The sequence below is a fragment of the Mesorhizobium sp. BHscii genome, assembly GCF_053848065.1.
On sequence record NZ_JBSPKW010000001.1, the window covers coordinates 434066 to 454317 of the forward strand.

Sequence of the window (20252 nt, forward strand, 5' to 3'; positions counted from 1 at the left end):
AAATATAACTACATCTACCGACTCGACAAATTCTTTGACATCAGAGCATATCTTAAAGCCCAAATCCATTTTTGTCGGAGCACCGCTTCGCATAAACTATTGGATCATGCCCATCATCTTTTACACACTTGGAGAAAAGATAGGCCATGACATTGTCGCCGAGATTCTGATAGCTGTAAGAGCCAAATATCCCGACCCGGAGAACCGGCGTCATGCTGCGCTCCTCTGAAGTGCTCGGCGCTCGGGCTTATGCGCGAACGGGGAGCGACTACTTTTTTGAACGAGTCTGGTTCCGATCCGAATTTCGCGCACACGCGATAGGGCCGAAGTATTGGTACAAGGTATACCACAAAATAATCACTCTGCTGTGCCTAGGGTAACAGCGGCAGTTCTCTGAGACGTTTAGATCCAACAAGTTAGATCTGATCGACTGGAAGCCGTTGGAATAACCCTCCTTACGGAATGCAAGTGCCATGGCCCAAGAAGGACGGGCACACTTAGGATTCGGGGTTCATCTCCATACGGCATGCACCCACCGAGGCGTGGCATGTTACTCCAATGCAGTAGCACCGATATCGGGACACATGGACCAAAAGCGCGGCTGGGCGTGGGAACGCACCCAACGGATAAATTCAGCGCGATCGGTGCGGCGATATGAAAGTACAGGACGCGGAAGGCAAGATTGAGTTGGGGCGTCGACTGCGTATCGCTCATGTCATCACCCGTCTCATCAATGGCGGTGCTGATGAGAATACTGTCCATTCCTGCAATTGGGCCGCGCAAAGGGGGCATGATGTTGTCCTGCTGCATGGCGAGACGGTCCAGCCGGAAATCATAGCTAAAGTGGACCCGCGGGTGGAACTCATTGGCGTCCCGGGCCTGACTCGCTCCATTTCGCCTGTCTCCGACCTGCGGGCATTGTTGGCGCTCACCCGGAGATTCCGCGCCTTGAATGCCGACATCGTGCATACGCATACCAGCAAGGCAGGCATTCTCGGGCGTCTCGCCGCATGGGCGGCGGGCGTTCCAGCGATCGTTCATGGCGTGCATATCGTGCCTTTTGTCAATGTCGGCGTCGCCGAGCGGTTTGCTTATCTCGCCTTGGAAAGGCTGGCAGCGCCGATCACCAGCGCGTTCATCAGTGTGAGCGAGGGCATCCGCGACTTATGCTTGAGCGCAGGAGTGGGACATCCAGACAAACATTATGTCGTCCAATCCGGATTCGATCTCGATCGTTTTCGCAACGCCGGTCCGCCCGACGGTTGGCGCAATTTGTTGCGCTTGACCCCGGACGCGCCGCGCCCGTCCGTGCTCTTGATGATCGCGGCTTTCGAGCCACGCAAGCGACACACGGAATTTCTGGACGCTTTCAACAAAGTCGCCGCCCGGTTCCACGACGCGGTGCTTGTGCTCGCGGGCGACGGGCCGCTTCGCTCGACCGTGGAATCGCGGGCCAAGCAGCTTGGGCTCGAGCGGCAAGTGGTCTTTACCGGTTATCGGGACGACCCCGAGCGGCTGATCGCGCTCGCGGATCTCTGCCTGCTCTGTTCCATGCGGGAGGGATTGCCCCGCGTGGTCATGCAATATCTCGCCGGTGGCAAGCCTTGCGTCGCTTGCGATCTGCCAGGTCTTCGCGAAGTGCTCCGCCCTGGTATCAACGGTGTCATTACACCCGCGGATGATTTGGCAGCCATGGCCGACGCCATTGCCGCCCTCCTGGAGGATCGTGCAAGACTGGCCTGCCTCGCCCAAGGTGCCGCCGCGGCGACGGATCTTTCGAATTGGGACGTCAAGCTGGTGGGCAAGCGGACCGATGCCATTTACCGGGAGGCTCTTGGCCAGCATCGGGCAAGCAAGGGCGTATCAACAACACCTCCTGTCCGAAATGTGGCGCTTCCGCGGTGAACGGTGCAGCCTATGGTTTGACGGTGATCGGGCAGCTTGCCGGATTGGTTAGCGGTGCAAACTTTGCCGATTTCGGAGATGAGGTGGAGTGCGTCGATCTGGACGACAAGGGGATCGATGCGCTGAAAGGCAGTGAGATGCCAAAGAGGCATCTTCTTTTTTGCACATGGGACGGGGTTGTAATCTTGGTGGCCGCCTTGGCTCCAGGAACGCTATCCGGCGGATTGATATGATTGAAGCAGAAGTTGCCTCCGGTTATCCGACGAAGACCCCGCGAGCCGAAGCTCTTCCCAGCATACGTGTTCTGCTCGTGCTCCCAACCTATTTTCCTGAGTCATATGGCGGCGGCGAACAACAGGCGCGGCGATTTGCTCGGGCGCTGGTTGAGAGCGGCGTTTCCGCAACCATTTTGGCACCCAGACTGTCGCACTCGACCCCGAAACGGTCCGCCATCGACGGGGTCCCTATCCATCGCCTTCGTTTGCGCGCGGCTCCGTATTTGGGCGGGCGCCATATGCTGTCGTTCCTGTCGTGGTGTGTCCAGGTTGTGATCTGGATGCTGCGCCGCCGCGACGAATTCGATGTCGTACATATCATCCATGCCCGACTGCACGCTGTTCCGGCGGCATTGGCAGGAGCCCTCCTGCGCAAACCGGTTCTCGCAAAATTGGGCCGGGGCGGACGGTGTTTCGATCTCGACGTTGTGCGCGAGAAGAAAATCATCGGTCGCTGGGCGTCCGCCTTGATTAAACGTCACGTCACGGCCTTCATCGCCAATAGCCGCCAAATCGCTGGTGATCTGAAGAGACATGGCATCGGCGCGGATCACATTCATATGATTCCGAATGGGATCGATCTGCCCCGCAAGCCGCGCCGCGAGCCGAACGCCGATGGCAACCGACGTTTTATCTGCCTTGGCCGCCTCGATCCGGAAAAATGCCTCGAGCACATGATCGATGCGTTCGCGGCACTTCCCGCCGACGCAAAGGCGCAACTCACCATCCTGGGCGATGGCCAGTGCCGCGCCGCGCTCGAGGAACAGGCGGCCCGGTTGGGCCTTTCCGGCAGGGTCACATTCGCCGGCGCGGTCGAAGATGTCTTTCCCTTTCTGTGGGACGCAGATTTCTATCTTTCCACCTCGGTGTCGGAAGGCATGTCAAACGCACTGCTCGAGGCCATGAGCTGCGGCGTGGTGCCGATCGTCACCGATGTCAGCGGTGCGTCCGACATTGTGGAGCATGAGTGCAGCGGCTTTGTGGCTCGCTCGCATGTGGAGTATTGCGGACTCCTTCGTCACGCGCTCGGCCTATCGGAAGCCGAGCGCGATGAGATGGGAGAGCAAGCAGTGAACACCATCGCAATGCGCTTCAGCATGGAGAGGGCTGCCCAAGAGCAAATGAAGCTCTACGCGGCTCTTCTCAAGGAAGGGACCTCTTCACTCCGCGTCCAGAGTGTGAATCGCACATGAAGCTCATCCTTCATATCGGCACTGGTAAGACGGGCACCACAGCGCTACAGCAATTCCTCTGCGCGAATGCAAAGAAGCTCCGCGAGCACGGCATTCACTATGCCACGCCTCCACACGAGTTCAATTTCAACAGCGTTCCCAATACGCAATTGTTGACCGGACTGGATAATTCCGGGCTTTCTTCCTGTGAGAGGGGGCCGAACGGGAGGAGCGCACACGATCATCGCAAGTTCCGACCCTCCATGGAGCGGCTGCGAACGGAATTCACTCTGCCGCCCTTTCCGCGGTTCAACCTTGACTCGGCCAGGGCGTCGTGGCAGCCTTATCCGGGACTTTCGCTCGAAATGAGGCGAGAGATCGAATTCCACTCCAACGCCGTACAACGCCAGGTCGGCTTCCGTCTGGAACGCCTTGTCATACGGGCGTCGTCGTTGACGCAGGCGGCTGCCATTTCTCTCATGGTTTCTCGATTTTGCGCGCGGCAGCGGAATACGCAGATTGCTGCTGGAGGCAATAAGCCGATTTCAGTGAACGGCTGCTGCCTCTGTGCTTGAACGCGCGCTAAGGAATGGGCCTTGCTGCTAGCGTAGATGGCCGAGGCGTTGATCCTGGCCAGCATGTATTTCTTCATCGCCAAGTTTAAGGGTTATGCTTTGACGGCGGGGCTTGCCCTGCCGACCAGCGCGTTTCTATGCTGTTTTGCGAAAGAGCTTGTCCTGACAGTCCTCGGCCAACAATGGATGGATGGCCTCGCTCCTATTATCGTATTCTCTGCAGTAATTTATTTCCGCGTGGGTTACAGAGTGTGCGGAGCCGTGACGCTTGCGACAGGCCGCAGTTACCGGACGGCGTTCATGCAAATCACTTACATGGCCCTTGTCGCTTCACTCGCATTCTTCTCGGCGCCCTACGGCGTGAACGCGGTGGCCTTCGCAGTGTCCGGCGCCATTGCGACGAGTCTCATGATTTATGCGGCAATCAGTTGTCGGATGACTGGATTATCAGCTCTGGATTTTGCGCTCGTCCATGTGCCGCCTGTCGCATTTGCCGCTGTGGTCTTCTTCACCGGCTCTGGGGTCAAAATGCTGCTTGCCGAATGGCCCGACTATCTTGAGCTCGCGACCGGGCTTCTCGTTATCGGTACATTGTCCGGTGTCACTCTCTGTTTGAGAGCCTCACTCCTCTTCGGGAAATATGGCGCGGAAGTCCTGCAAAGCATGGCACTCCAAGAAGCTCAAATCGACGCTGCGCTAAACCTCAGAACCTGTACCCGATTGCTCCAGCAGAATTCCTCCGTCTCGACCTTGCCCACATAGTGCACGATATATCGCGCCCGGAGCCCTGAAACCAATCTTCCACGAGCCGGTCCCCTCGTTGATCATGCTCGATTCGAAATCGGAGGCGACGAAGCTCTTGCAGCTTCCCAGAGCGCCTGGTCCTGCGCGACCAGGCCGCTGAAATGCGGGTAGCTCAGCGCTTTCTGAAGCCACCGACAACTATAGCTGGAGATCATCAAATCCCATGGATTTCTGACAAGGGCAACCTCGAAGGCGCGATTCCACAGATCCTCGCCGATGCACGCCATCCTGCTCGCGTTCTACGGATCGAACGGCAGGAGGTTCGCGCCGCTGCGGTAGTCGCGCAGCACCGTGGCGGCGCGGCCAAGCTGACCGGCGACGAAGGCGGCGCCGGCGACGCGCGCGAGCCAGAGCGCGCGCAGCACGTCGAGGTCGGCCTGCGACGGCCGCTGCGGCGTGCGTGCGAGATAGGCACGCCAGTAGTCGGTCCCGCGGTCGCCGCACGCCCTCGCCGTCTGGCAAACGTCGAGCAACGGAACCGTGCTGGTGGCCAGGCATTCGTTGTCGATCGACTTCAAGTGTCCCGACGCGTCGCGGATCAAGTTCGCCGGGCGCAGGTCGGGATGTACGAGCACGCGCGGGCCGCTCGCGCCGTCCACACGCGCGAGGACATCTTCGATTGAAGCACCGATGCTGTCCGCAGCGCGGACGAAGCGCGGGCGCAAGAAGTCGCGCCAGAAGTCAAAGCCCGGCGCCGGCAGTCGATCCGCCGCGATGGCGTGAAAGCGGATCTGCAACGCGGCGATGTTCGCCGGATCGACGTCGTCGGGAGGCGGCTCGCCGTCGATCCACCGCGCGACCACGAAGCGGCCGTGGAGGGCGCGGACCTCGGGGAACAGCTCGGCGAGTGCGGGCAGCGCCGCGACAGCGGCGAGGAACGTGGCGTGCTCGGCGGAGAACGCCTCGTAGAGTTTGATTGCGACGCCGGCATGCGTGCCGCGCAGCACGACACGGCCGGTCTTGTTCGTGACGTCACCGCCCAGTGCGGACTTGACCGGCACGAGGTCCGCGAGCTCGATTCCATCCGGCCACGCGATCCTCGAGGGCTGCGGACGATCGGGTACGAAGCGGCGCACCAGCCGCAGCATGCGATGGGCGAGGCGATTCATCACCGGCGCTTACGCAAGTGATAGGTGAAGTAGTTCGTGCCGTCGTGACGCTGCTCGATGCAGGTCGCAGTCACGATGTCGAGCGCGTGCTTCGCGAATAGGTCGTGGACCTCGCGCTTCTCGTGATAGACGAGGTCCTTCGCGGTGACGCGCTTCTTGACGCGCGTGTAGAGCTGGCCCGCGAGGCGACGGGCACCGCGCAGCGTCGGCAGCTCGAGATCACGCACCGGCGCGTAGTGACGGATCGTGCACACGAGGTCCCGGCGCGATACGCGCGCCAGCTCGCTGAGCGCGACGTCGAGGCCCGCGATGTCGACCCAGTTCATGAACCGAACGCACAGCGCGGTGTCGAAGGCGCCGTCGCCGGCGTCGATCCTGCGGATGTCGCTCTTGCGCAATTCGATCGCGAGGCCGGCGGACTTCGCGCTTCCGCGCGCTTCCTCGAGCATGTCGGGCGAGATGTCGAGACCCGTCGCGCGCAGACCGTGCCGCGCATAGAGCTCGAAGAACCGTCCGGTGCCGACCGGGATGTCGACGAGCGTCGAGCCCCGGGCCAAGGTCGCGAGGATGCCGCCGATCGCTGCCTGCTCGCGGTCCCACTTCTCGGTGTGATCCCGATTGGTGTTGTACTGACGCGCGGTCGCGCCGAGGTAGCGATCTGCGAGTTTGTCGAAATCCATGGCTAGCTCAGCTGGTTGAAATCTCGACGTTACGTCTAGGACAGAGCGCATCCTATACGATGTTGTGCGTCACCGCATCCGTTCATGCGACGATAACGCTCAGATTCTCGTCGGCAACTAATGGGATATAACGCCGACCCGCGCATGAAGGTCGCCATCGTTACCGCCCGAGCCGGCTCCAAGTCGATCATCGACAAGCACATCTTGCCGCTGCGTGGCAAGCCGATGGTCCAGTACCCGATCCACGCCGCGCAGGCGACGAAGCGGATCGCAGAGGTCTGCGTATCCACGGACGGCGATGGCATCGCCGCGGCCTCGCGCGCGGGTGGTGCGAAGACCATCCGCGTCCCGACGAGTTCGGCGCCGTACTCAACCACGGCGTCGTGGTTGAGTACGTTGACCCGTGCGTCGCGAATCTGGAGACCATCGTGCTGTTGCTCGGCAATACGGTCTACATCGACGGGCCGATCATCGACCGCTGACATGTTCGTGAGCACGAGGCGGTCCGGCGCCTGGTCACCATCCCCGGCATCGGCGTGCTCAACGCCACAGCGCTAACGGCAGCGATCGGAGACCGCGGCGCCTTCGGACGCGGCGCGACCTTGCCGCATGGCTGGGTCTGGTGCCCAGACAGGTAACCACTGGCGGTAGATCGAAGCTGCTTGGGATCACCAAGCGCGGCAACAAATATCTGCGCATGCTGTTTATCCACGGCGCGCGAGCCGCGCTGCCGTCGCTGGCCATGAGCGCAACGCCTCTCGGCCAGTGGCTGCGCGGGCTCTTGTCACGCGCTCACCGGAATGTCGCGGTCATGGCGCTCGCCGCCAGGCTGGTGCGCATCGCCTGGGCGAGCCTGCGGCGGAACACGGCCTTCGAACCGAACCACAGTGTTGCGATGGCCTAACGGACACTTCCGCAACTCCTGCCGGGAGCGGCGGATGCACGAACTGCTGGAAGGAAAAGGAGATGGCATGACGGTCGACCGGCGTCCCGGAACTTGGTTCAAAAAAATGGCACTTCGATGCCGGCCCTTTTATGAAGACCGGGATGCGCGGGCCGCGAGCACGACCTCGCGAGACCGGATACGTTTGAGCAGACCTCTCACGCCTTCGAACCCTCTTGCAGACGGGGCGGGCCATACGTTTTTGAACGTGATGCCGCGACGGCCGAGGAACAGCCAGACCGTGGACGGCGCTGCCCACGAAGGCGCATCGGGTAGTTGTCGAAACGATCCCAGAGGACCTGGACCACCTCCTCCAGCCACTCCGCGTCCTCGGGCTTGGCGTAGATAAGCGAGAGGGGGATGGAGCTGTCCGTCACCACCCACTCGACTTGGCCCTTGAGGCGCTCCAGCCGCCAGTGCTGCTCGGCGAGGACAGAGAGTTGGTCGCCGAGTCGGAGGTTGCGCTCGTAAGTCCAGTTCTTGGCCACCTCCGTCACCAGTTCCACCTCGAAGCGTTCGCGCTTCATCAGGTTGAAGAGGGCGGCGGCGGTCGTAGGACTTGCCCGCTCCGGGGCCAGCCCAGAGGGAGATGACTTTCAGCATGTTGTGCCCTAATCTGCTAAGGTCGTTTGGGTACACCGCCGTAAAGGGAATTGCGGATGTTGTGGGCTCTCATCCTCATCGTCGGACTCTCGGCTGAGCCAATCAAGAGGTTCCAGACCGAGGAACTGTGTCGGTCAGCTGGTGAGCAAATCCTGACCACACTTGAAGAGCACAAGACGGCCGGGACCACGCCTATGTCTGCGTCCGCATCTCTAACAGAGCACACATGTGATGACGGTGTGGGTGGGTGCGCGTGGCTGTCGTCTATTCTTCTTGCGGTTTACGTGACCGACTGCAAATCATTCCCCCTTTCTTTTCGAGGGGCTCCAAGCAGATGCGGTTGATCGAGAAGCAACGGTTTTCGTTCAAGGTCGCGGACCACAGTCCCGATTTTTGGGACCGCTTCGAACGCGGCAAATGGGAACCTGAGACTATTGCGTTTCTAGAGAGCCAAGTCCGGCTCGGGATGACCTTTATCGATCTCGGAGGCTGGCAGGGTCCGACAACACTTACAGCGGCCGCGCTCGGCGCCAAAGTCTTCGCCTTCGAACCCAATCCTGACAGCCGCAAGGCCCTTGAGGAGTCCGTCGCCCTCAACGACTTTCGCGACAACGTGACCGTGTTCCCCTACGCCGTCTCGGCGGTCAGCGGCTCGGCTAGCCTCGCGGTTCCCAAGAAGGGCTCGCCCAGTTCATCGCTGGTGCGCCGAGCGAAAGCGGCAACCGCGGTGGAGGTCGAATGCGTCACCCCGGACTTTATCGCGCGGCTGTGTGAGCCAGGCGCCACCTTGATCAAGATCGATATAGAGGGATCGGAGTACGGGATCATTGAGGCGATTGCTGACATCGCGCTAGATCACCGAGCGGCTGTGCTGCTCTCCACCCATCCACACAAGGCAGTCGACTTCCCCAGTAAGGCGGCGTTGGCGCGCAACCCGATGCTTGTGGCGACCCTCGCATCCAGACTGATCCACGCACGCGGCCAGATGAACCGTTTCCCGAAACGTCAGGTCGTCTCCCCGACAAAGGATGGCGCGCTCAAGCCAATGTCCCTATTCGACGGCTACGGTCAGTCTCAGGTCTACCTGTCGCACTAGGCCGCTTCTTTCATTTCGTAAGTGTCCGGTGGTGCGAACGCACCGTAACGGCGCTGCGAGGTCACGGTTTGTCGGCCACGCCGGCCGGGAGCCAGGGGAAGATGATTATGTCCGTGTCTCTCAGGCCGAGAGCAAAGTCGTCCTGCGCCTTATCGAGCACCGAGGTCAGTGTCGTTGGCGCCGCTTCGGTGAGCGGGTCGAAGCTGAGGATGGTGTCGTAGTAGGTTCCGCCACCCGACGTCGCTCTATTGAGGCTGGTAAAAGCCAGGAGCTCGTCGCGCTCGCGCGGCTTCGTCACAGTGGCCCGCAGCCCCGCGCAGCTGGCGCAGGGCTTCGGCATCAAGCTGCTCGAGAGCGACCGCATACCTCACTGGATTCGGGAGGCCATCACGAGACGGTCATTCGCCGCATGCCGAACAAGGCCGCGCGCGTGTACCAGTGTCGTGGGTCCTGTTGCAAACTCTCGCAGAGTTAGCCGTATTCGGTTGGGAGCCCTGGTCTATGCGGCGAGGATTTTGAATTGCTCGCCCAATAACGGATTTGCGTTGAAGGCCAACCTCGCCTGTCGTTTCCGCATCATGTGAAACATTTCGATGCCGGACACTGTTATGCTGGCGGTGATCGGTGATTTGAATCCGAGCATCGGTCCAATTCGACGCTTGCTCCGCCGATGATCCTGCTCAATCCGGTTGATCAGGTATTGGCTTTGGCGGATCCGGAACCGGTTTCAACCGGCCACTGGAGCGGTCCTGCACTCGATGTCGTATCGCAGGAAACGATGGCCTCCCGGTTGGTCTGGCTACCGTCAATGACGATGCAATCGGGTCGGCCATGACGCTTGGGCGCTTTCCTGAAGAAGCGCTTGGCTGCCAGCAAATCCCGATGCTCACTGAACCAGAACTCGACCGCATCGCCGACGCTGTCGATGGCGCGGTAGAGGTACATCCAATGTCCCGCGGACCTTGATGTAAGTCTCATCAACATGCCATTTGCCCGTCACTTCTCGCTTGCGCCGGTTGAAGCGCTCCAGCAGCAAGGGCGAGAAGTGAACAACCCAGCGATTGATCGTCGATTGATCGGCGCTGATGCCACGCTCGACCATCATTTCTTTCAAATCGCGCAGGCTCAGTCCGTACGCCAGATACCAGCGAACGCACAGCAGGATGACCGATCGGTCGAAGTGCCGGCCTGAACGTCACAATCCTCCGAAAAGCGTCAGAGGTCACTGCCAGACAACGCGTAACCAAAAAGTTTGCAACAGAACCTCGACCTATGCCATGCTTCAGTCGTTTCTGGATCTGGATCGGGAGCTCTACACGCCGCCCCCGCAGGCGGCACAAAATCGGCGTGAACAGTATGCGGGAAAAGGTGATACCTCCGCAGCGGCACATGTTTCCAGTCGTCATTGACGAGCTCGCAGCGAGCTTGAGGCCGGCCACAGACTTCGCAACGCGCCTCGTAGGGCGTGAGCGTCCCTGGACGTCTCGTTATCCAGCAGGATTGTCCAGTGAGTTACAACGTCCTGGGGGAGCCAATGGCCCTCGAGCCAAGCGATATGAGTGAAAGCAGAAATCTAACTCACAAGGCGATGCGCGGCCTTTCCTGGTCCGGCGGCATGTTGCTCGTCCGGACTCTTTTGAATGTGGCCTGTACCGCCGTGCTCGCACGCCTGATTTCGCCTCAAGAATATGGTGTTGTTGGCGCTGCCATGATCGTCGGTGCCCTAGGAAGTTCGATCGCGAATCTTGGCATGTCGCAAGTGGTGATCCAGCGACGGGACATTGGAGGCAGCGCTGTCGTTGCGAAGTCAACTGCCGATTCGCCGATCATTTTTTGGGCGCGATAATGTAAGATTTGGCTAATGTGTACGAACAGGCGAGAAAAATAGCTCATGATATTGGAGCACGGTTGCATGCACTGAAGCGCCGCAGACCAATTGGACAGGCTGGAGCAGGTCAACTTGGACGAAGTAACTGGACATAAAAACCTGACACGAAGGGCAGCCAACGGCCTCTCGTGGTCGGGTGCCACATTGCTGGCCCGAACCTTTTTGAATGTCCTGGTCACGGCCGTTCTCGCGCGCCTGCTTTCCCCACAGGAGTACGGCGTTGCCGGCGTTGCGCTGATCATCGCAGCCGTCGGCAATAACATTGCCAATCTCGGCATGTCGCAAGTCCTCGTCCAGCGACGGGACGTCGACGAGCGCCATATCGGAACCGTAGTTTTCTTGTCCATGATAATCGCTGCCATTCTCGGCTTGCTTCAATGGGTGTTTGCACCGCAGATTGCCGATTTCCTTCATGTGCCTGAATTGGTCCTCATTTCGCGCCTCCTTGCGGTGATGATGGTCGCGAACGCGTTCAATCTGACAGCCGAGGCTATTTTGTCGCGGCACCTGAAATTCAGAATATCCTCCACAGCGAGTCTGGTCGCTTGGATTGCTTCCCATGTCGGCCTAGCCATTCCGCTTGCCTATTTTGGACTCAGCTATTGGGCATTGGTGATCGCGTATATGGCTGAGGCATCGATCCTGGCCAGCATCTATTTCTTCATCGCGAGGGACTATCTCGTGAGGCCCAGTTTCGACATGCAGTCCTATCGCGATATCCGCAGACAGAGCTTGGGCTATTCGCTGGCTGGTATTTCAGCCGTCACCGCCAAATATATCGATAATGTTATTGTCGCGCGGTTGATCGGCACTGCAGAGCTGGGCATTTACTCGCGAGCGTATTATCTGATTGCTATGCCAGCAAATCTGTTCGGCAATCTGAACAAGAGCGTGATTTTCCCGCTCCTGTCGAAGGTTCATCAGGACAAGGCTAGGTTATGCAGCGCTCAGCTCAAGGGGTATGCTTTGACGGCGGCGCTTGCTCTACCGACTAGCGCATTTCTATGCTGTTTCGCAAAAGAGATTGTTCTGACAATCCTCGGCCAGAAATGGACGGATGCCGTCGCTCCCATTATCATATTCTCTGCAGTAATTTATTTCCGCGTGGGTTACAGAGTGTGCGCAGCCGTGACGCTTGCGACGGGCCAAAGTTACCGAACGGCCTCCATGCAGATCATTTACATGGCCCTTGTCGGTTCATTCGCGTTCTTCTCGGCGCCCTACGGCGTGAACGCAGTTGCCTTTTCAGTGTCCGGCGCCATTGCGACGAGTTTCTTCCTTTATGCGGCGATGACTTGTCGGATGACGGGATTATCAGCTCTGGATTTCGCGCTCGTCCATATGCCGCCTGTCGCATTCGCTGCTGTGGTGTTCGCCACCGGCTCTGCGGTCAAAATGTTGCTTGCCGGATCGCCCGACTATCTTGTGTTAGCGACCGGGCTTCTCGTTATAGGTACATTGTCCGTTGTCACTGTCTATCTGAGAGCGTCGCTACTCTTCGGAAAACATGGTGCGGAAGTCTTGCAAACTCTGTCATCTAAGAAAACGAAATGGATTAGATTTGTCTAACCCACGGTACCTGCACACTCGGCGCCTCTCCGACTGCCCCTCCGGGGTCCGCAATCACATCATATAAGTACGGGGATTGGAGACACAGTCGCCGGCCTTGAGACGGTAGGCCTTCTTGACGAGGAGGCGATTGCCGTTTTCTCTCATCGGAATTCGACCTTGCGCGCGGCAAACCGGGTTCAGTGAACGGCTGCTCCTCTGTGCTCGAACGGGCACTACGCACTGGGTACCGTGAAACTTGTCTATACCTATCCCGTGCCTGTTCGGGGGCCAGGCGGCAAACGCCGTTAACCGCACAAAGTCAGAAATTGTCACCTCCATAATCGAACAATTCCGCAGTTGCGCGGGTGCCTGTCCAAATCCGCTGTCGTGCTGAATGATCGAGGCGGGCAACCGCTCGGGTGTTGACGTCTGGTGCGATGTGATCGGGTGCTTCATCCAATTTTATCCGCAGCTTTTCGCCAGTTGCGGCGTTTGTGTTCGTCATCCGCTCCGTCCCAAATGATTTAACCTTAAACCAGATCTTTCCGTCTTCCGCTGCCGCTATGCCGAGCGCGTCGTAAAGGCTCTTAGCAAAGGTATCCGGTGATTGGATCAAGTCCTCGAATCGAAGCGATAGCGCATCACGCTTCCTCGAGGCTCTGAACATCAGGCTAGTCACATCATTGTACCATTTGATCGCGCGCGCCTCGCTGAGACCGCTGCGTATCAGCCCTTCGCACATCGGCAATGGATGCCGCGTAAGCACAAGGTTCCGCGCTTCCATAAAGCCGCGCGCGATCGCGTCGTCGAATGCAATGTGGTAATCCATTACCTTCAAAACGACGTAGCGTGCTTGGGACTTTTCGTTGCGCTCCCCGGCGGGGATCGTTTTGGCAGTCGCTGCGAGCATATGCCGCCAAAGGAAGGGGACAGACGCCCAGTTGACGGCCCCGCCAACATGGCACGCTGCTTTGCGCAGCTTGTAGAAGCGTCCGAATACGCCCTGATGCCACTCGCAGTTTGGCTTCAACACATCCGGCGAGCTGCCGATGATATTCCAGACAATGTTTGACCCACCTCGGCCAAAGCAGTTCAATAGAAGCGCATTGGGCGGAAGAGCTTTGCCCGGCCTGGTGGGAGGCGAAGCACCGATCCTGTCAGCGGTCTGCATCTGCTTTCTCCGTTATCGCATCAGGCGCGACCCACTTCCCTGGCTGTCGTTGAAAGGCTAAACTGGAACCTATGATATGCTGCGGAGCTTGTGAGGAGAAGCGCGATAGTAAGTAACGGGTGTCCATGCGGAGTCTCATCCCGAAACCAGCATTTATTGGCACACGACAATGACCAACCGCCTTTCTCGCCGGGACCTGGCGCGGGCCGCATGCGCCGCCCTTGTGCTGGCGGCCGCCGGTCGGCCAGGACGCGATGCTTGCGCCGCCGGTCCGGCGCAAGGCTCGCAGCCGAACGCTCACTCCTGGCATCCTGGTCTGTTCCCGGAAATGATTGTGAAATCCTGGTTTCAGGAGGATCTGGCCGAAGGCGAAGTCTCCTCGTGGCAATCGGGCGGCGTGAAGCCGGTGGCTGCGATGCAAGCCGAGCCCTCCCTGCGCCCGACAAAGCTTCCGAATAACGGCGGCGTTCTCTTCAAGAAGGGCACGAAACAGGCATTGACTTGGCCCGCCGATAACGATGCCCCCTATCTTCACCGCTGGTGGTTGGTGATCGCCCGGTGCAATTCGGCAGTCAACGCCGACGCGAATAACGTTTCCGTTCTTTGCGTCAATGGCGCGGAGGGTGGCCCGGTGCATCGCCAGCCCCAGGTCTGTTTCAAGCCCTCGGCCGGCACATTCGTTTCGCGGCTCCATGACGGCAAGCTCAAGAGCGAGGAAGGGCTATGCTCGACGGATTTTGGCGACTGGAATGTCATGGTCGGGTACCGCCGCGGATTCGTGATGCAGGCTGTGGTGAATGGGATCAAGACGGCCGGCCAGACGATTTATGCATTGGCACCCAACCGGGTGAAATCGCAGAGCTTCATGGGCGATGTGAACAATCCGATGAGGGCAGATGTCGCGATCGACTGCGTCATCATCGGACAAAGCGAACTAAATGACTCCCAGATCGACAGGCTAATGGGATGGGGCATGTGGCGCGTCGGCCGGCAATCCGCCCTGCCCGGCGATCATCCCTATCGCCAGAGCCCTCCTTCAGCTGTGGATGCGAACGACAAACCGGAACGTTATGCGTTCGATTCAGCCTCGTGGGCGTCCTGGGCAGCCATCGGCGATGAGCGATATGCTCATCGTGGTGAGGCGGCGCCCCCGATCCGCGCTTACACAACGGTTTTTTTTGACGACTTCGAATCCAACTCGGTTGTCGATGATTTCACAGGCGCGCAAAGCAGCATCTGGTATGCGCCGACCCATCTGACGACCGTTGGTGTTGACGCCGCTACCCCGCCGATCTCGGCGTCGCCCTCCTCCTATGTGCACGACGCCACCAGCCACACGCTGGCGCTCCGGCTCTTGCATAAGGGCCGTTGGAGAACAGGTGCGTTCTCTTCCGTGAACAACAATGGCCAAGGGCGGTGTTGGGGAAAGGGGATCTTTGAGATCCGCGCCAGACTGCCGAAGATACTCGCGCCCCGCCCTGGATTTTTCCCTGCTTTCTGGGCGTATGGGAAGGAGCATCTATTCTGGCGGACGCGCAATCGTCTTGAGACGGACTTTTGGGAATATGACGGTCTCAATGGGGCCTATATCAACATCAGCCAGCACGTGCACAAACCCAGACTCGGCTATGCAGATCCACATATCACGCCACGTGACGTGCGCCGGAAAATCGCCGGCTATCAAGTCGATCCATCAAGTGGTTTTCCTAGCACGATCGACGTATACGATGGCGAATTTCATACGTGGTATGCGCAGATCGAAGATGATTATACTTATTTCGTGATCGACGGCTATGAAGTGGCGCGCGTTCCGACGACACCGGAGCTCGCAGTAAAAAAATACATCGTCGTGGATTTCGCTTACGATAAAAAAAAGGGGCGCGCTCAACCGGACCCGTCGCAGACGTATGACATGGTGATTGACTATATAAGGGTCCGGCAGACGGAAACGGAACTGGCTAGGGTCCCGACGGGCTTCAGCGCATTGCCGGCCTTCTCGGGCCGGGCTTCACCGGGCCAGGCGCTGACCGTCGTACCGAACGTTATTGCGTCGCAAATAGAATGTCTATGGTATCGTGACGGCGTTCCGATCGTGGGCGAAACCGGCACAAGTTATGAGCTCAGCTCGCGGGATGTCGGGCATAAGATTCGCTGCCATGTTCGCGCGGTTTCTGTGCTCGACCAGCCAGAAGCCTGGACCCCGGAGAGCGAGACCGTCGGCTAGAACGTATCGACTGCGCGACACCAGGATGCGTCATCACTCTCGTCGGGCTGCTAACGAGCTCTGCCACCAGTAAGCCTCCCCGCAGCCGAGGAGGGTGAGTTTTCCCAACAGGCGGAAACCTCTTCGATATGCGATTGCCACAGCGGGCGGAACGATGGGGTCGTCGGCTGGAGCAGCGTGAAGTGTTTCTCCGCGGGCTGGCATTGATACATCCAACAAGTTCTGTTTCCGGGAAAGAGAACGTGCTAAAAGAATATCGCGCCGCGAGGGGGCTGTGATGCGTTATCTCCTCACATTCGCGATACTGAGTCTCTTCCTGCCAATCAGGCTCGAGACGGGTCTTGTATTGCTGCGTCCGTTCGAGCTGATCGCATTGCTGATGCTTTTTTTTGGCCTGGCGACGGGGCGTTGGCGAAATTTGGCTTTTTCAGCCGGTTTTCTACTGCTCCTGCCCTTCTTGGGCTGGCACATGGTCTCGGCCTTCAGCGTGGACCCAGAGAACGGCCTGCGCGAGCTGTTGCAGATGTCCACCGTGGGCGCTTTTGCGTTCGCCATCGCACAGGAGGCTAGATGGCTCGAGACGCAGAAGGCCGTCAACATCTTGCTTTTCGGCATGATGCTGATTCTCGCCTATACGATCACCTGGCATGTCGCCCATGGCTACTTGGTCGGTTGGAAGCATCTGGTCGATCCGAGGCTCGCGTTCACCTTCCTTCCAATTGCGCTCGCAGGGCTCCTCCTCTTCGTCAACCGGGGCAAGCGGCGCACCCTTTGGTTGGTATGGGTAGGGATACTTCCCCTGCTCCTGCTATCCGGGGAACGCAAGGCGTTTTTGATCTACCTCTTTCTGACCGCCGCGCTTCTGATGCGCGGCCGGCTCGCTGCGATGGTGCCAGCGATCGCCGCTGGCTTCGTGGCACTTTTCGTGCTGTCGACCACGATCAATAACGCCTATGTCGAGAAGCAAATGCAGACCATTCTCGATCCGCTGAGCATGGGGCAATACGAATATCTGGCCGCGAAGGGGAAATATGCCCCCGGAGACACCCCGAGCAATGTACAGCGCGCGTTTGCTTTTACCCTGTCCAGACAACTCATCTCCGAATATCCACTGATGGGCGTGGGTACGAACCAATTCAAGAATATTATCGAGAGAGATTTCAGCGAACTTCCTGACGAGTTGCAGCTTGGGATACATGGCGAGTTTCAACGTATCCTCACCGAGAACGGCATCATTGGGCTCAGCCTCTATGTTCCCATATGGATTGCTGCATGGTTTCGCTTAAGCCGTACTCTAAGCCGGGCGCTTTCTCTCGGATTGATCGGAGCGGTCCAGGCACGGCTTCTGCCCCTCGTGCTCCTTGTTCCCTGCGCCTTTTACGTTGGAACAGAAGCCTCCGGCACACGAGCTTTCGTTACGCTGAGTCTTGTCTCGCTCCTGCCTGAATTGACGCGGCACGGGCTTTGCCTATCATTGCACAGGATGCGGAGGAGCCATCCCAGGGGCATGAGACATCCTCGATTTCTCGCGAGCCCCTTGCCAGGAAACACGAGATGAGTGTTTCGGTTATCATGACATGTCACAATGAAGAACGCTTCATCGCGCAGGCAGTGGAAAGCGTGATTAATCAGACGGCGTCGAGCCACATCAAAGAGATCATCATTGTCAATGATGGCTCGAAGGACGGCTCGTCGGAAGTGATTGCATCGCTGGGTCGCAGGGAACCGCGCGCACATGTCCTGACGACGGCGGGGATCGGGCTTCCATCGGCGAGGAATCTTGCCATCAGACATGCTGCTGGCGATCTTATTGCAATTCTCGACGGCGATGACTTCTGGGCCGAGGACAAGCTTGAACGTCAATTAGCCGTCTTGGGCAATGGCTGCAAGGCAGGTCTTGTCTATGGCGATTTTGTCGATTTTTCCGCTCCGGATCTGTCCGATGCTCTACACGTCGCCGTGCGCCGCTATCGCGCGGACCAGTGCGATACGCTGCCGACATATTTTCTGCTTGATGGGCCGATTATTCCTTCCAGTATGGTTATGCGGCGGGAGATGGTCGAAGATATCGGCGTATTCAACGAGGCATTCAGGGCTGGAGAGGATACAGAGTTTTGTCTGCGCGCAGCCGAGCGTTGGACATTTCAACATGTGGCCGGAGCACTCGTCTATAAACGGCGCCATGGCTCGAACATAACCCGCAGACTCGACGCGCTTCTGCCGATAGGCGAAGGCCTCACGCGAGAATGGGCCATCCGACGGCCGGAACTTGCGCACCTCGCGCGTCGGCGCAACGCGCGTTTGTACGCAAAGGCGGGCAATGATTGCGTGGCTCAAGGCGAAACGAAACGCGGAGCGCGCTTGCTCATTCGCGCGATGTGGCACGATCCATTGTCATGGCGGGTGTACGTTTACTTTTTTCTTTGCGCCCTGCCGAGGGGCATGGATCCGCAGGTGCGCCGTGCAGCCAAGCTATTGTTCTACCGCGCCTTGCGCAAAGACTTTGCTGACAGCTCTTAAAGATGCTGGCGGAATGGCGAGAGTTCGAGCATCTCAGGCGGCAGCCCTGGAATCCTTCCGTAGCGATTATTCTGTACCGCGACGGCAGGATCATAACGGAGGCGAAATCAGAGCTCTCCGATGCGCAAACGACCACTATCCGGTTTTGCTTCCCGGTTCGCGCGATGAAGGCGGCAGCACTCGCCGGGTTTGATTCCACCGCGTTCTGCAAGCCAACGGCGTTGAAGCCACGTTGTCGATGCAGCATCGGTCGCTGCGTCCCGTCCCCGGAGGCGGGCCAAGAACGCACCATCCAGGCCAGTATATTCGATCTGTACGCCCCAGAGCGATACCGCAAGGAGCGCGCTCGGCGGCATTGTTAACAAAGGCGTCAACGAGCTCGAACGTGTATCGGTGCAGCTCGCCGAGCTTGATAAAACTCTCGCCAAACAATCGCTCAAGGATCACGAGCTCTCCGGTTGATGACGATACCGGGCGGACTTCCGTGGCTGCTTCAACAATCCTTTCATCGTTTGGCGATATTCATTGGTTCCCGACTCCGGAAAAGCTGAGCAGCTACTTTGGCCTCGGGCTCAGCCCATTCAGCTCCGGAAACGTCGCGCCTGCACAGGTTGCCCAGTCGAAGGTGCGTGCCCGTGATTTGGCAAGAGCACCGTCGCGCTCACGCAGTTCTGCATTGGCCACGTAGGTTGCTATCGCGCGGGCCATCGCGTTCACGTCCTCCGGGGGCACCAGCACACCAGTGGAGCCCATGACCTCGGGTATGCCGCCGACGGCCGTCGCTATCGAAGGACATCCTTGCGCACCGGCCTCAACCAACACTAGCCCGAAGCCCTCGATCTTTCCCTGTAGCTCTCGTGCGAACAATGTGTGGCACGCCGCACGGCGGTATAAACGCTTTAAGTCGTCGTCGGACAGCCTACCGGTAGCGATCACTGGAACACGAGTTCGTGCCGCTTCATCCAATATCTTTGAGGCATAGGCCTGATCTTCGGCCCGTCCAGCCATCACAAAGATCGGATTGTCTAATCCGTATTCATCGCGCGCGCTCGCGATAGCCCGGACAGTTTCCAACTGGCCCTTCCGAGGCTCGATACGTCCGACTGCGCAAATGACGCTTGCAGCTTGTGGTACAGCTGCAAGTTGCGGGTGTTCAAAATTCCCATGGATTGGCTGAAACCACATGGGATCCACGCCGAGATACGTGACGACACCCTTCCGGGGCATTCCAAAACTTTCGGAAAAGATCCGCAGCGTCGCATGTGAGTTGGCGAAAACGACCTCTGCTCCTTCGTAGGCGCGGCGTACAAACCGAAAAAGGATGGAATCGGTCCTGAATTTGCTGACTTCGCTGCCATGAATCATCGCTCGATACCCTCTGCGATGGAACGGTCGTAGCACAAATGTCACAAGTACACTGCGTATGTCGGCGGCCAACAACAACCTGTCCTTAGGAACGTTGCGCAGAATAGAAAGCGCCCGCAGCACCCCGAATGGAGAAATTTGATGATGCCGCAGAATGCGATGGGTATCCGGCTCCTGGGGAACGGCAGGAAGATCAGGATAGGCAGGCGCTATGACGGTCGCAGCGTGGCCACCAGCACGAACGATGTCGACCAACCGTGCGGCGTATGTTCCGATGCCACCAGGAAATGGATGATATTCGTACGTCATCAGGATGATGCCGCGCGGAGGCTGAGATATCATGGGTCAAGAACTCCCAATGCCGCCCGCCT

General features: G+C 58.8%; 18 protein-coding genes and 3 pseudogenes. 14 read left to right on the forward strand and 7 right to left on the reverse strand.

Annotation, left to right across the window (positions count from 1 at the left end):
* Positions 1-654 precede the first annotated feature (654 nt).
* The 5 genes from ACWTU7_RS01990 to ACWTU7_RS02010 are packed head-to-tail and all read left to right on the forward strand — an operon-like array spanning position 655 to position 4689.
* Positions 655-1905 carry a glycosyltransferase gene (locus ACWTU7_RS01990; protein ID WP_455837520.1) on the forward strand — a complete coding sequence of 417 codons (1251 nt, stop codon included), beginning with the start codon at positions 655-657 and terminating at the stop codon, positions 1903-1905.
* The gene (locus ACWTU7_RS01995; RefSeq protein WP_455837521.1) at positions 1902-2138 is read left to right on the forward strand and encodes a hypothetical protein; all 237 of its coding nucleotides are present in this window, start codon (positions 1902-1904) and stop codon (positions 2136-2138) included. Before ACWTU7_RS01990 ends, ACWTU7_RS01995 begins: the two co-directional genes overlap by 4 nt.
* A complete protein-coding gene (locus tag ACWTU7_RS02000) occupies positions 2135-3373 on the forward strand; it encodes a glycosyltransferase (RefSeq protein ID WP_455837522.1) in 1239 nt (412 codons plus the stop codon). The genes ACWTU7_RS01995 and ACWTU7_RS02000 overlap by 4 nt, the downstream gene beginning before the upstream one ends.
* Positions 3370-3927, forward strand: coding sequence for a hypothetical protein (locus tag ACWTU7_RS02005; protein WP_455837523.1), 558 nt, complete (start codon positions 3370-3372; stop codon positions 3925-3927). Before ACWTU7_RS02000 ends, ACWTU7_RS02005 begins: the two co-directional genes overlap by 4 nt.
* 36 nt (positions 3928-3963) lie before the next feature.
* Positions 3964-4689, forward strand: a complete 726-nt coding sequence (locus ACWTU7_RS02010; RefSeq protein WP_455837524.1) for a hypothetical protein — start codon at positions 3964-3966, stop codon at positions 4687-4689.
* 281 nt (positions 4690-4970) lie between these two features.
* Here ACWTU7_RS02010 and ACWTU7_RS02015 read toward each other — a convergent pair whose 3' ends face one another.
* Together ACWTU7_RS02015 and ACWTU7_RS02020 are read right to left on the reverse strand one after the other, a co-directional pair.
* Positions 4971-5840: a hypothetical protein gene (locus ACWTU7_RS02015; RefSeq protein WP_455837525.1), complete on the reverse strand. Its 870-nt coding sequence runs from the start codon at positions 5838-5840 to the stop codon at positions 4971-4973.
* A complete protein-coding gene (locus ACWTU7_RS02020) occupies positions 5840-6520 on the reverse strand; it encodes a class I SAM-dependent methyltransferase (protein WP_455837526.1) in 681 nt (226 codons plus the stop codon). Before ACWTU7_RS02020 ends, ACWTU7_RS02015 begins: the two co-directional genes overlap by 1 nt.
* A gap of 144 nt (positions 6521-6664) precedes the next feature.
* On the opposite strand from ACWTU7_RS02020, the gene ACWTU7_RS02025 reads away from it, so the two are divergent.
* Both ACWTU7_RS02025 and ACWTU7_RS02030 read left to right on the forward strand, forming a co-directional pair.
* Positions 6665-7078: a cytidylyltransferase domain-containing protein gene (locus ACWTU7_RS02025; RefSeq protein ID WP_455837527.1), complete on the forward strand. Its 414-nt coding sequence runs from the start codon at positions 6665-6667 to the stop codon at positions 7076-7078.
* Positions 7009-7424 (forward strand): annotated as a pseudogene (locus tag ACWTU7_RS02030) (transposase); the annotation flags it as partial. The gene ACWTU7_RS02025 and the pseudogene ACWTU7_RS02030, both read left to right, overlap by 70 nt.
* Before the next feature lie 197 nt (positions 7425-7621).
* Here ACWTU7_RS02030 and ACWTU7_RS02035 read toward each other — a convergent pair.
* The gene (locus ACWTU7_RS02035) at positions 7622-7990 is read right to left on the reverse strand and encodes a hypothetical protein (RefSeq protein WP_455837528.1); all 369 of its coding nucleotides are present in this window, start codon (positions 7988-7990) and stop codon (positions 7622-7624) included.
* Between the two features lie 416 nt (positions 7991-8406).
* Between ACWTU7_RS02035 and ACWTU7_RS02040 the strand changes: the two genes are divergently transcribed.
* A complete protein-coding gene (locus ACWTU7_RS02040) occupies positions 8407-9162 on the forward strand; it encodes an FkbM family methyltransferase (protein ID WP_455837529.1) in 756 nt (251 codons plus the stop codon).
* Positions 9163-9223: 61 nt separating this feature from the next.
* On the opposite strand, the gene ACWTU7_RS02045 is transcribed toward ACWTU7_RS02040, so the two are convergent.
* Together ACWTU7_RS02045 and ACWTU7_RS02050 are read right to left on the reverse strand one after the other, a co-directional pair.
* The gene (locus tag ACWTU7_RS02045; RefSeq protein ID WP_455837530.1) at positions 9224-9460 is read right to left on the reverse strand and encodes a hypothetical protein; all 237 of its coding nucleotides are present in this window, start codon (positions 9458-9460) and stop codon (positions 9224-9226) included.
* Positions 9461-9661: 201 nt separating this feature from the next.
* Positions 9662-10327 (reverse strand): annotated as a pseudogene (locus ACWTU7_RS02050) (IS6 family transposase).
* Between the two features lie 342 nt (positions 10328-10669).
* Between ACWTU7_RS02050 and ACWTU7_RS02055 the strand changes: the two are divergent.
* Both ACWTU7_RS02055 and ACWTU7_RS02060 read left to right on the forward strand, forming a co-directional pair.
* Positions 10670-11008 carry an oligosaccharide flippase family protein gene (locus ACWTU7_RS02055; protein WP_455837531.1) on the forward strand — a complete coding sequence of 113 codons (339 nt, stop codon included), beginning with the start codon at positions 10670-10672 and terminating at the stop codon, positions 11006-11008.
* Between the two features lie 114 nt (positions 11009-11122).
* On the forward strand, positions 11123-12619 hold the full coding sequence (locus tag ACWTU7_RS02060) for a lipopolysaccharide biosynthesis protein (protein WP_455837532.1): 1497 nt from the start codon (positions 11123-11125) through the stop codon (positions 12617-12619).
* 301 nt (positions 12620-12920) lie between these two features.
* Here the strand turns inward: ACWTU7_RS02060 and ACWTU7_RS02065 are convergent, their stop codons facing one another.
* Positions 12921-13772 carry a sulfotransferase gene (locus ACWTU7_RS02065; protein ID WP_455837533.1) on the reverse strand — a complete coding sequence of 284 codons (852 nt, stop codon included), beginning with the start codon at positions 13770-13772 and terminating at the stop codon, positions 12921-12923.
* Positions 13773-13941: 169 nt separating this feature from the next.
* Between ACWTU7_RS02065 and ACWTU7_RS02070 the strand changes: the two genes are divergently transcribed.
* From ACWTU7_RS02070 to ACWTU7_RS02085, 4 genes and pseudogenes are all read left to right on the forward strand, one after another.
* Positions 13942-15996: a hypothetical protein gene (locus ACWTU7_RS02070; protein ID WP_455837534.1), complete on the forward strand. Its 2055-nt coding sequence runs from the start codon at positions 13942-13944 to the stop codon at positions 15994-15996.
* 277 nt (positions 15997-16273) lie between these two features.
* Positions 16274-17554, forward strand: coding sequence for an O-antigen ligase family protein (locus tag ACWTU7_RS02075; protein ID WP_455837535.1), 1281 nt, complete (start codon positions 16274-16276; stop codon positions 17552-17554).
* Positions 17551-18516, forward strand: coding sequence for a glycosyltransferase family 2 protein (locus ACWTU7_RS02080; RefSeq protein ID WP_455837536.1), 966 nt, complete (start codon positions 17551-17553; stop codon positions 18514-18516). Before ACWTU7_RS02075 ends, ACWTU7_RS02080 begins: the two co-directional genes overlap by 4 nt.
* A 238-nt stretch (positions 18517-18754) precedes the next feature.
* Positions 18755-19060 (forward strand): annotated as a pseudogene (locus tag ACWTU7_RS02085) (hypothetical protein); the annotation flags it as partial.
* Positions 19061-19071: 11 nt separating this feature from the next.
* Here ACWTU7_RS02085 and ACWTU7_RS02090 read toward each other — a convergent pair.
* Positions 19072-20223 carry a glycosyltransferase family 4 protein gene (locus ACWTU7_RS02090; RefSeq protein ID WP_455837537.1) on the reverse strand — a complete coding sequence of 384 codons (1152 nt, stop codon included), beginning with the start codon at positions 20221-20223 and terminating at the stop codon, positions 19072-19074.
* Between the last annotated feature and the right edge of the window lie 29 nt (positions 20224-20252).

Excerpts from the sequence above, each read along its gene's own strand:
- ACWTU7_RS01990 (WP_455837520.1), top strand. The coding sequence starts at position 655 with ATGAAAGTACAGGACGCGGAAGGCAAGATTGAGTTGGGGCGTCGACTG.
- ACWTU7_RS02000 (WP_455837522.1), top strand. The coding sequence starts at position 2,135 with ATGATTGAAGCAGAAGTTGCCTCCGGTTATCCGACGAAGACCCCGCGA.
- ACWTU7_RS02005 (WP_455837523.1), top strand. The coding sequence starts at position 3,370 with ATGAAGCTCATCCTTCATATCGGCACTGGTAAGACGGGCACCACAGCG.
- ACWTU7_RS02010 (WP_455837524.1), top strand. The coding sequence starts at position 3,964 with ATGGCCGAGGCGTTGATCCTGGCCAGCATGTATTTCTTCATCGCCAAG.
- ACWTU7_RS02015 (WP_455837525.1), bottom strand. The coding sequence starts at position 5,840 with ATGAATCGCCTCGCCCATCGCATGCTGCGGCTGGTGCGCCGCTTCGTA.
- ACWTU7_RS02020 (WP_455837526.1), bottom strand. The coding sequence starts at position 6,520 with ATGGATTTCGACAAACTCGCAGATCGCTACCTCGGCGCGACCGCGCGT.
- ACWTU7_RS02025 (WP_455837527.1), top strand. The coding sequence starts at position 6,665 with ATGAAGGTCGCCATCGTTACCGCCCGAGCCGGCTCCAAGTCGATCATC.
- ACWTU7_RS02035 (WP_455837528.1), bottom strand. The coding sequence starts at position 7,990 with ATGAAGCGCGAACGCTTCGAGGTGGAACTGGTGACGGAGGTGGCCAAG.
- ACWTU7_RS02065 (WP_455837533.1), bottom strand. The coding sequence starts at position 13,772 with ATGCAGACCGCTGACAGGATCGGTGCTTCGCCTCCCACCAGGCCGGGC.
- ACWTU7_RS02070 (WP_455837534.1), top strand. The coding sequence starts at position 13,942 with ATGACCAACCGCCTTTCTCGCCGGGACCTGGCGCGGGCCGCATGCGCC.
- ACWTU7_RS02075 (WP_455837535.1), top strand. The coding sequence starts at position 16,274 with ATGCGTTATCTCCTCACATTCGCGATACTGAGTCTCTTCCTGCCAATC.
- ACWTU7_RS02080 (WP_455837536.1), top strand. The coding sequence starts at position 17,551 with ATGAGTGTTTCGGTTATCATGACATGTCACAATGAAGAACGCTTCATC.
- ACWTU7_RS02090 (WP_455837537.1), bottom strand. The coding sequence starts at position 20,223 with ATGATATCTCAGCCTCCGCGCGGCATCATCCTGATGACGTACGAATAT.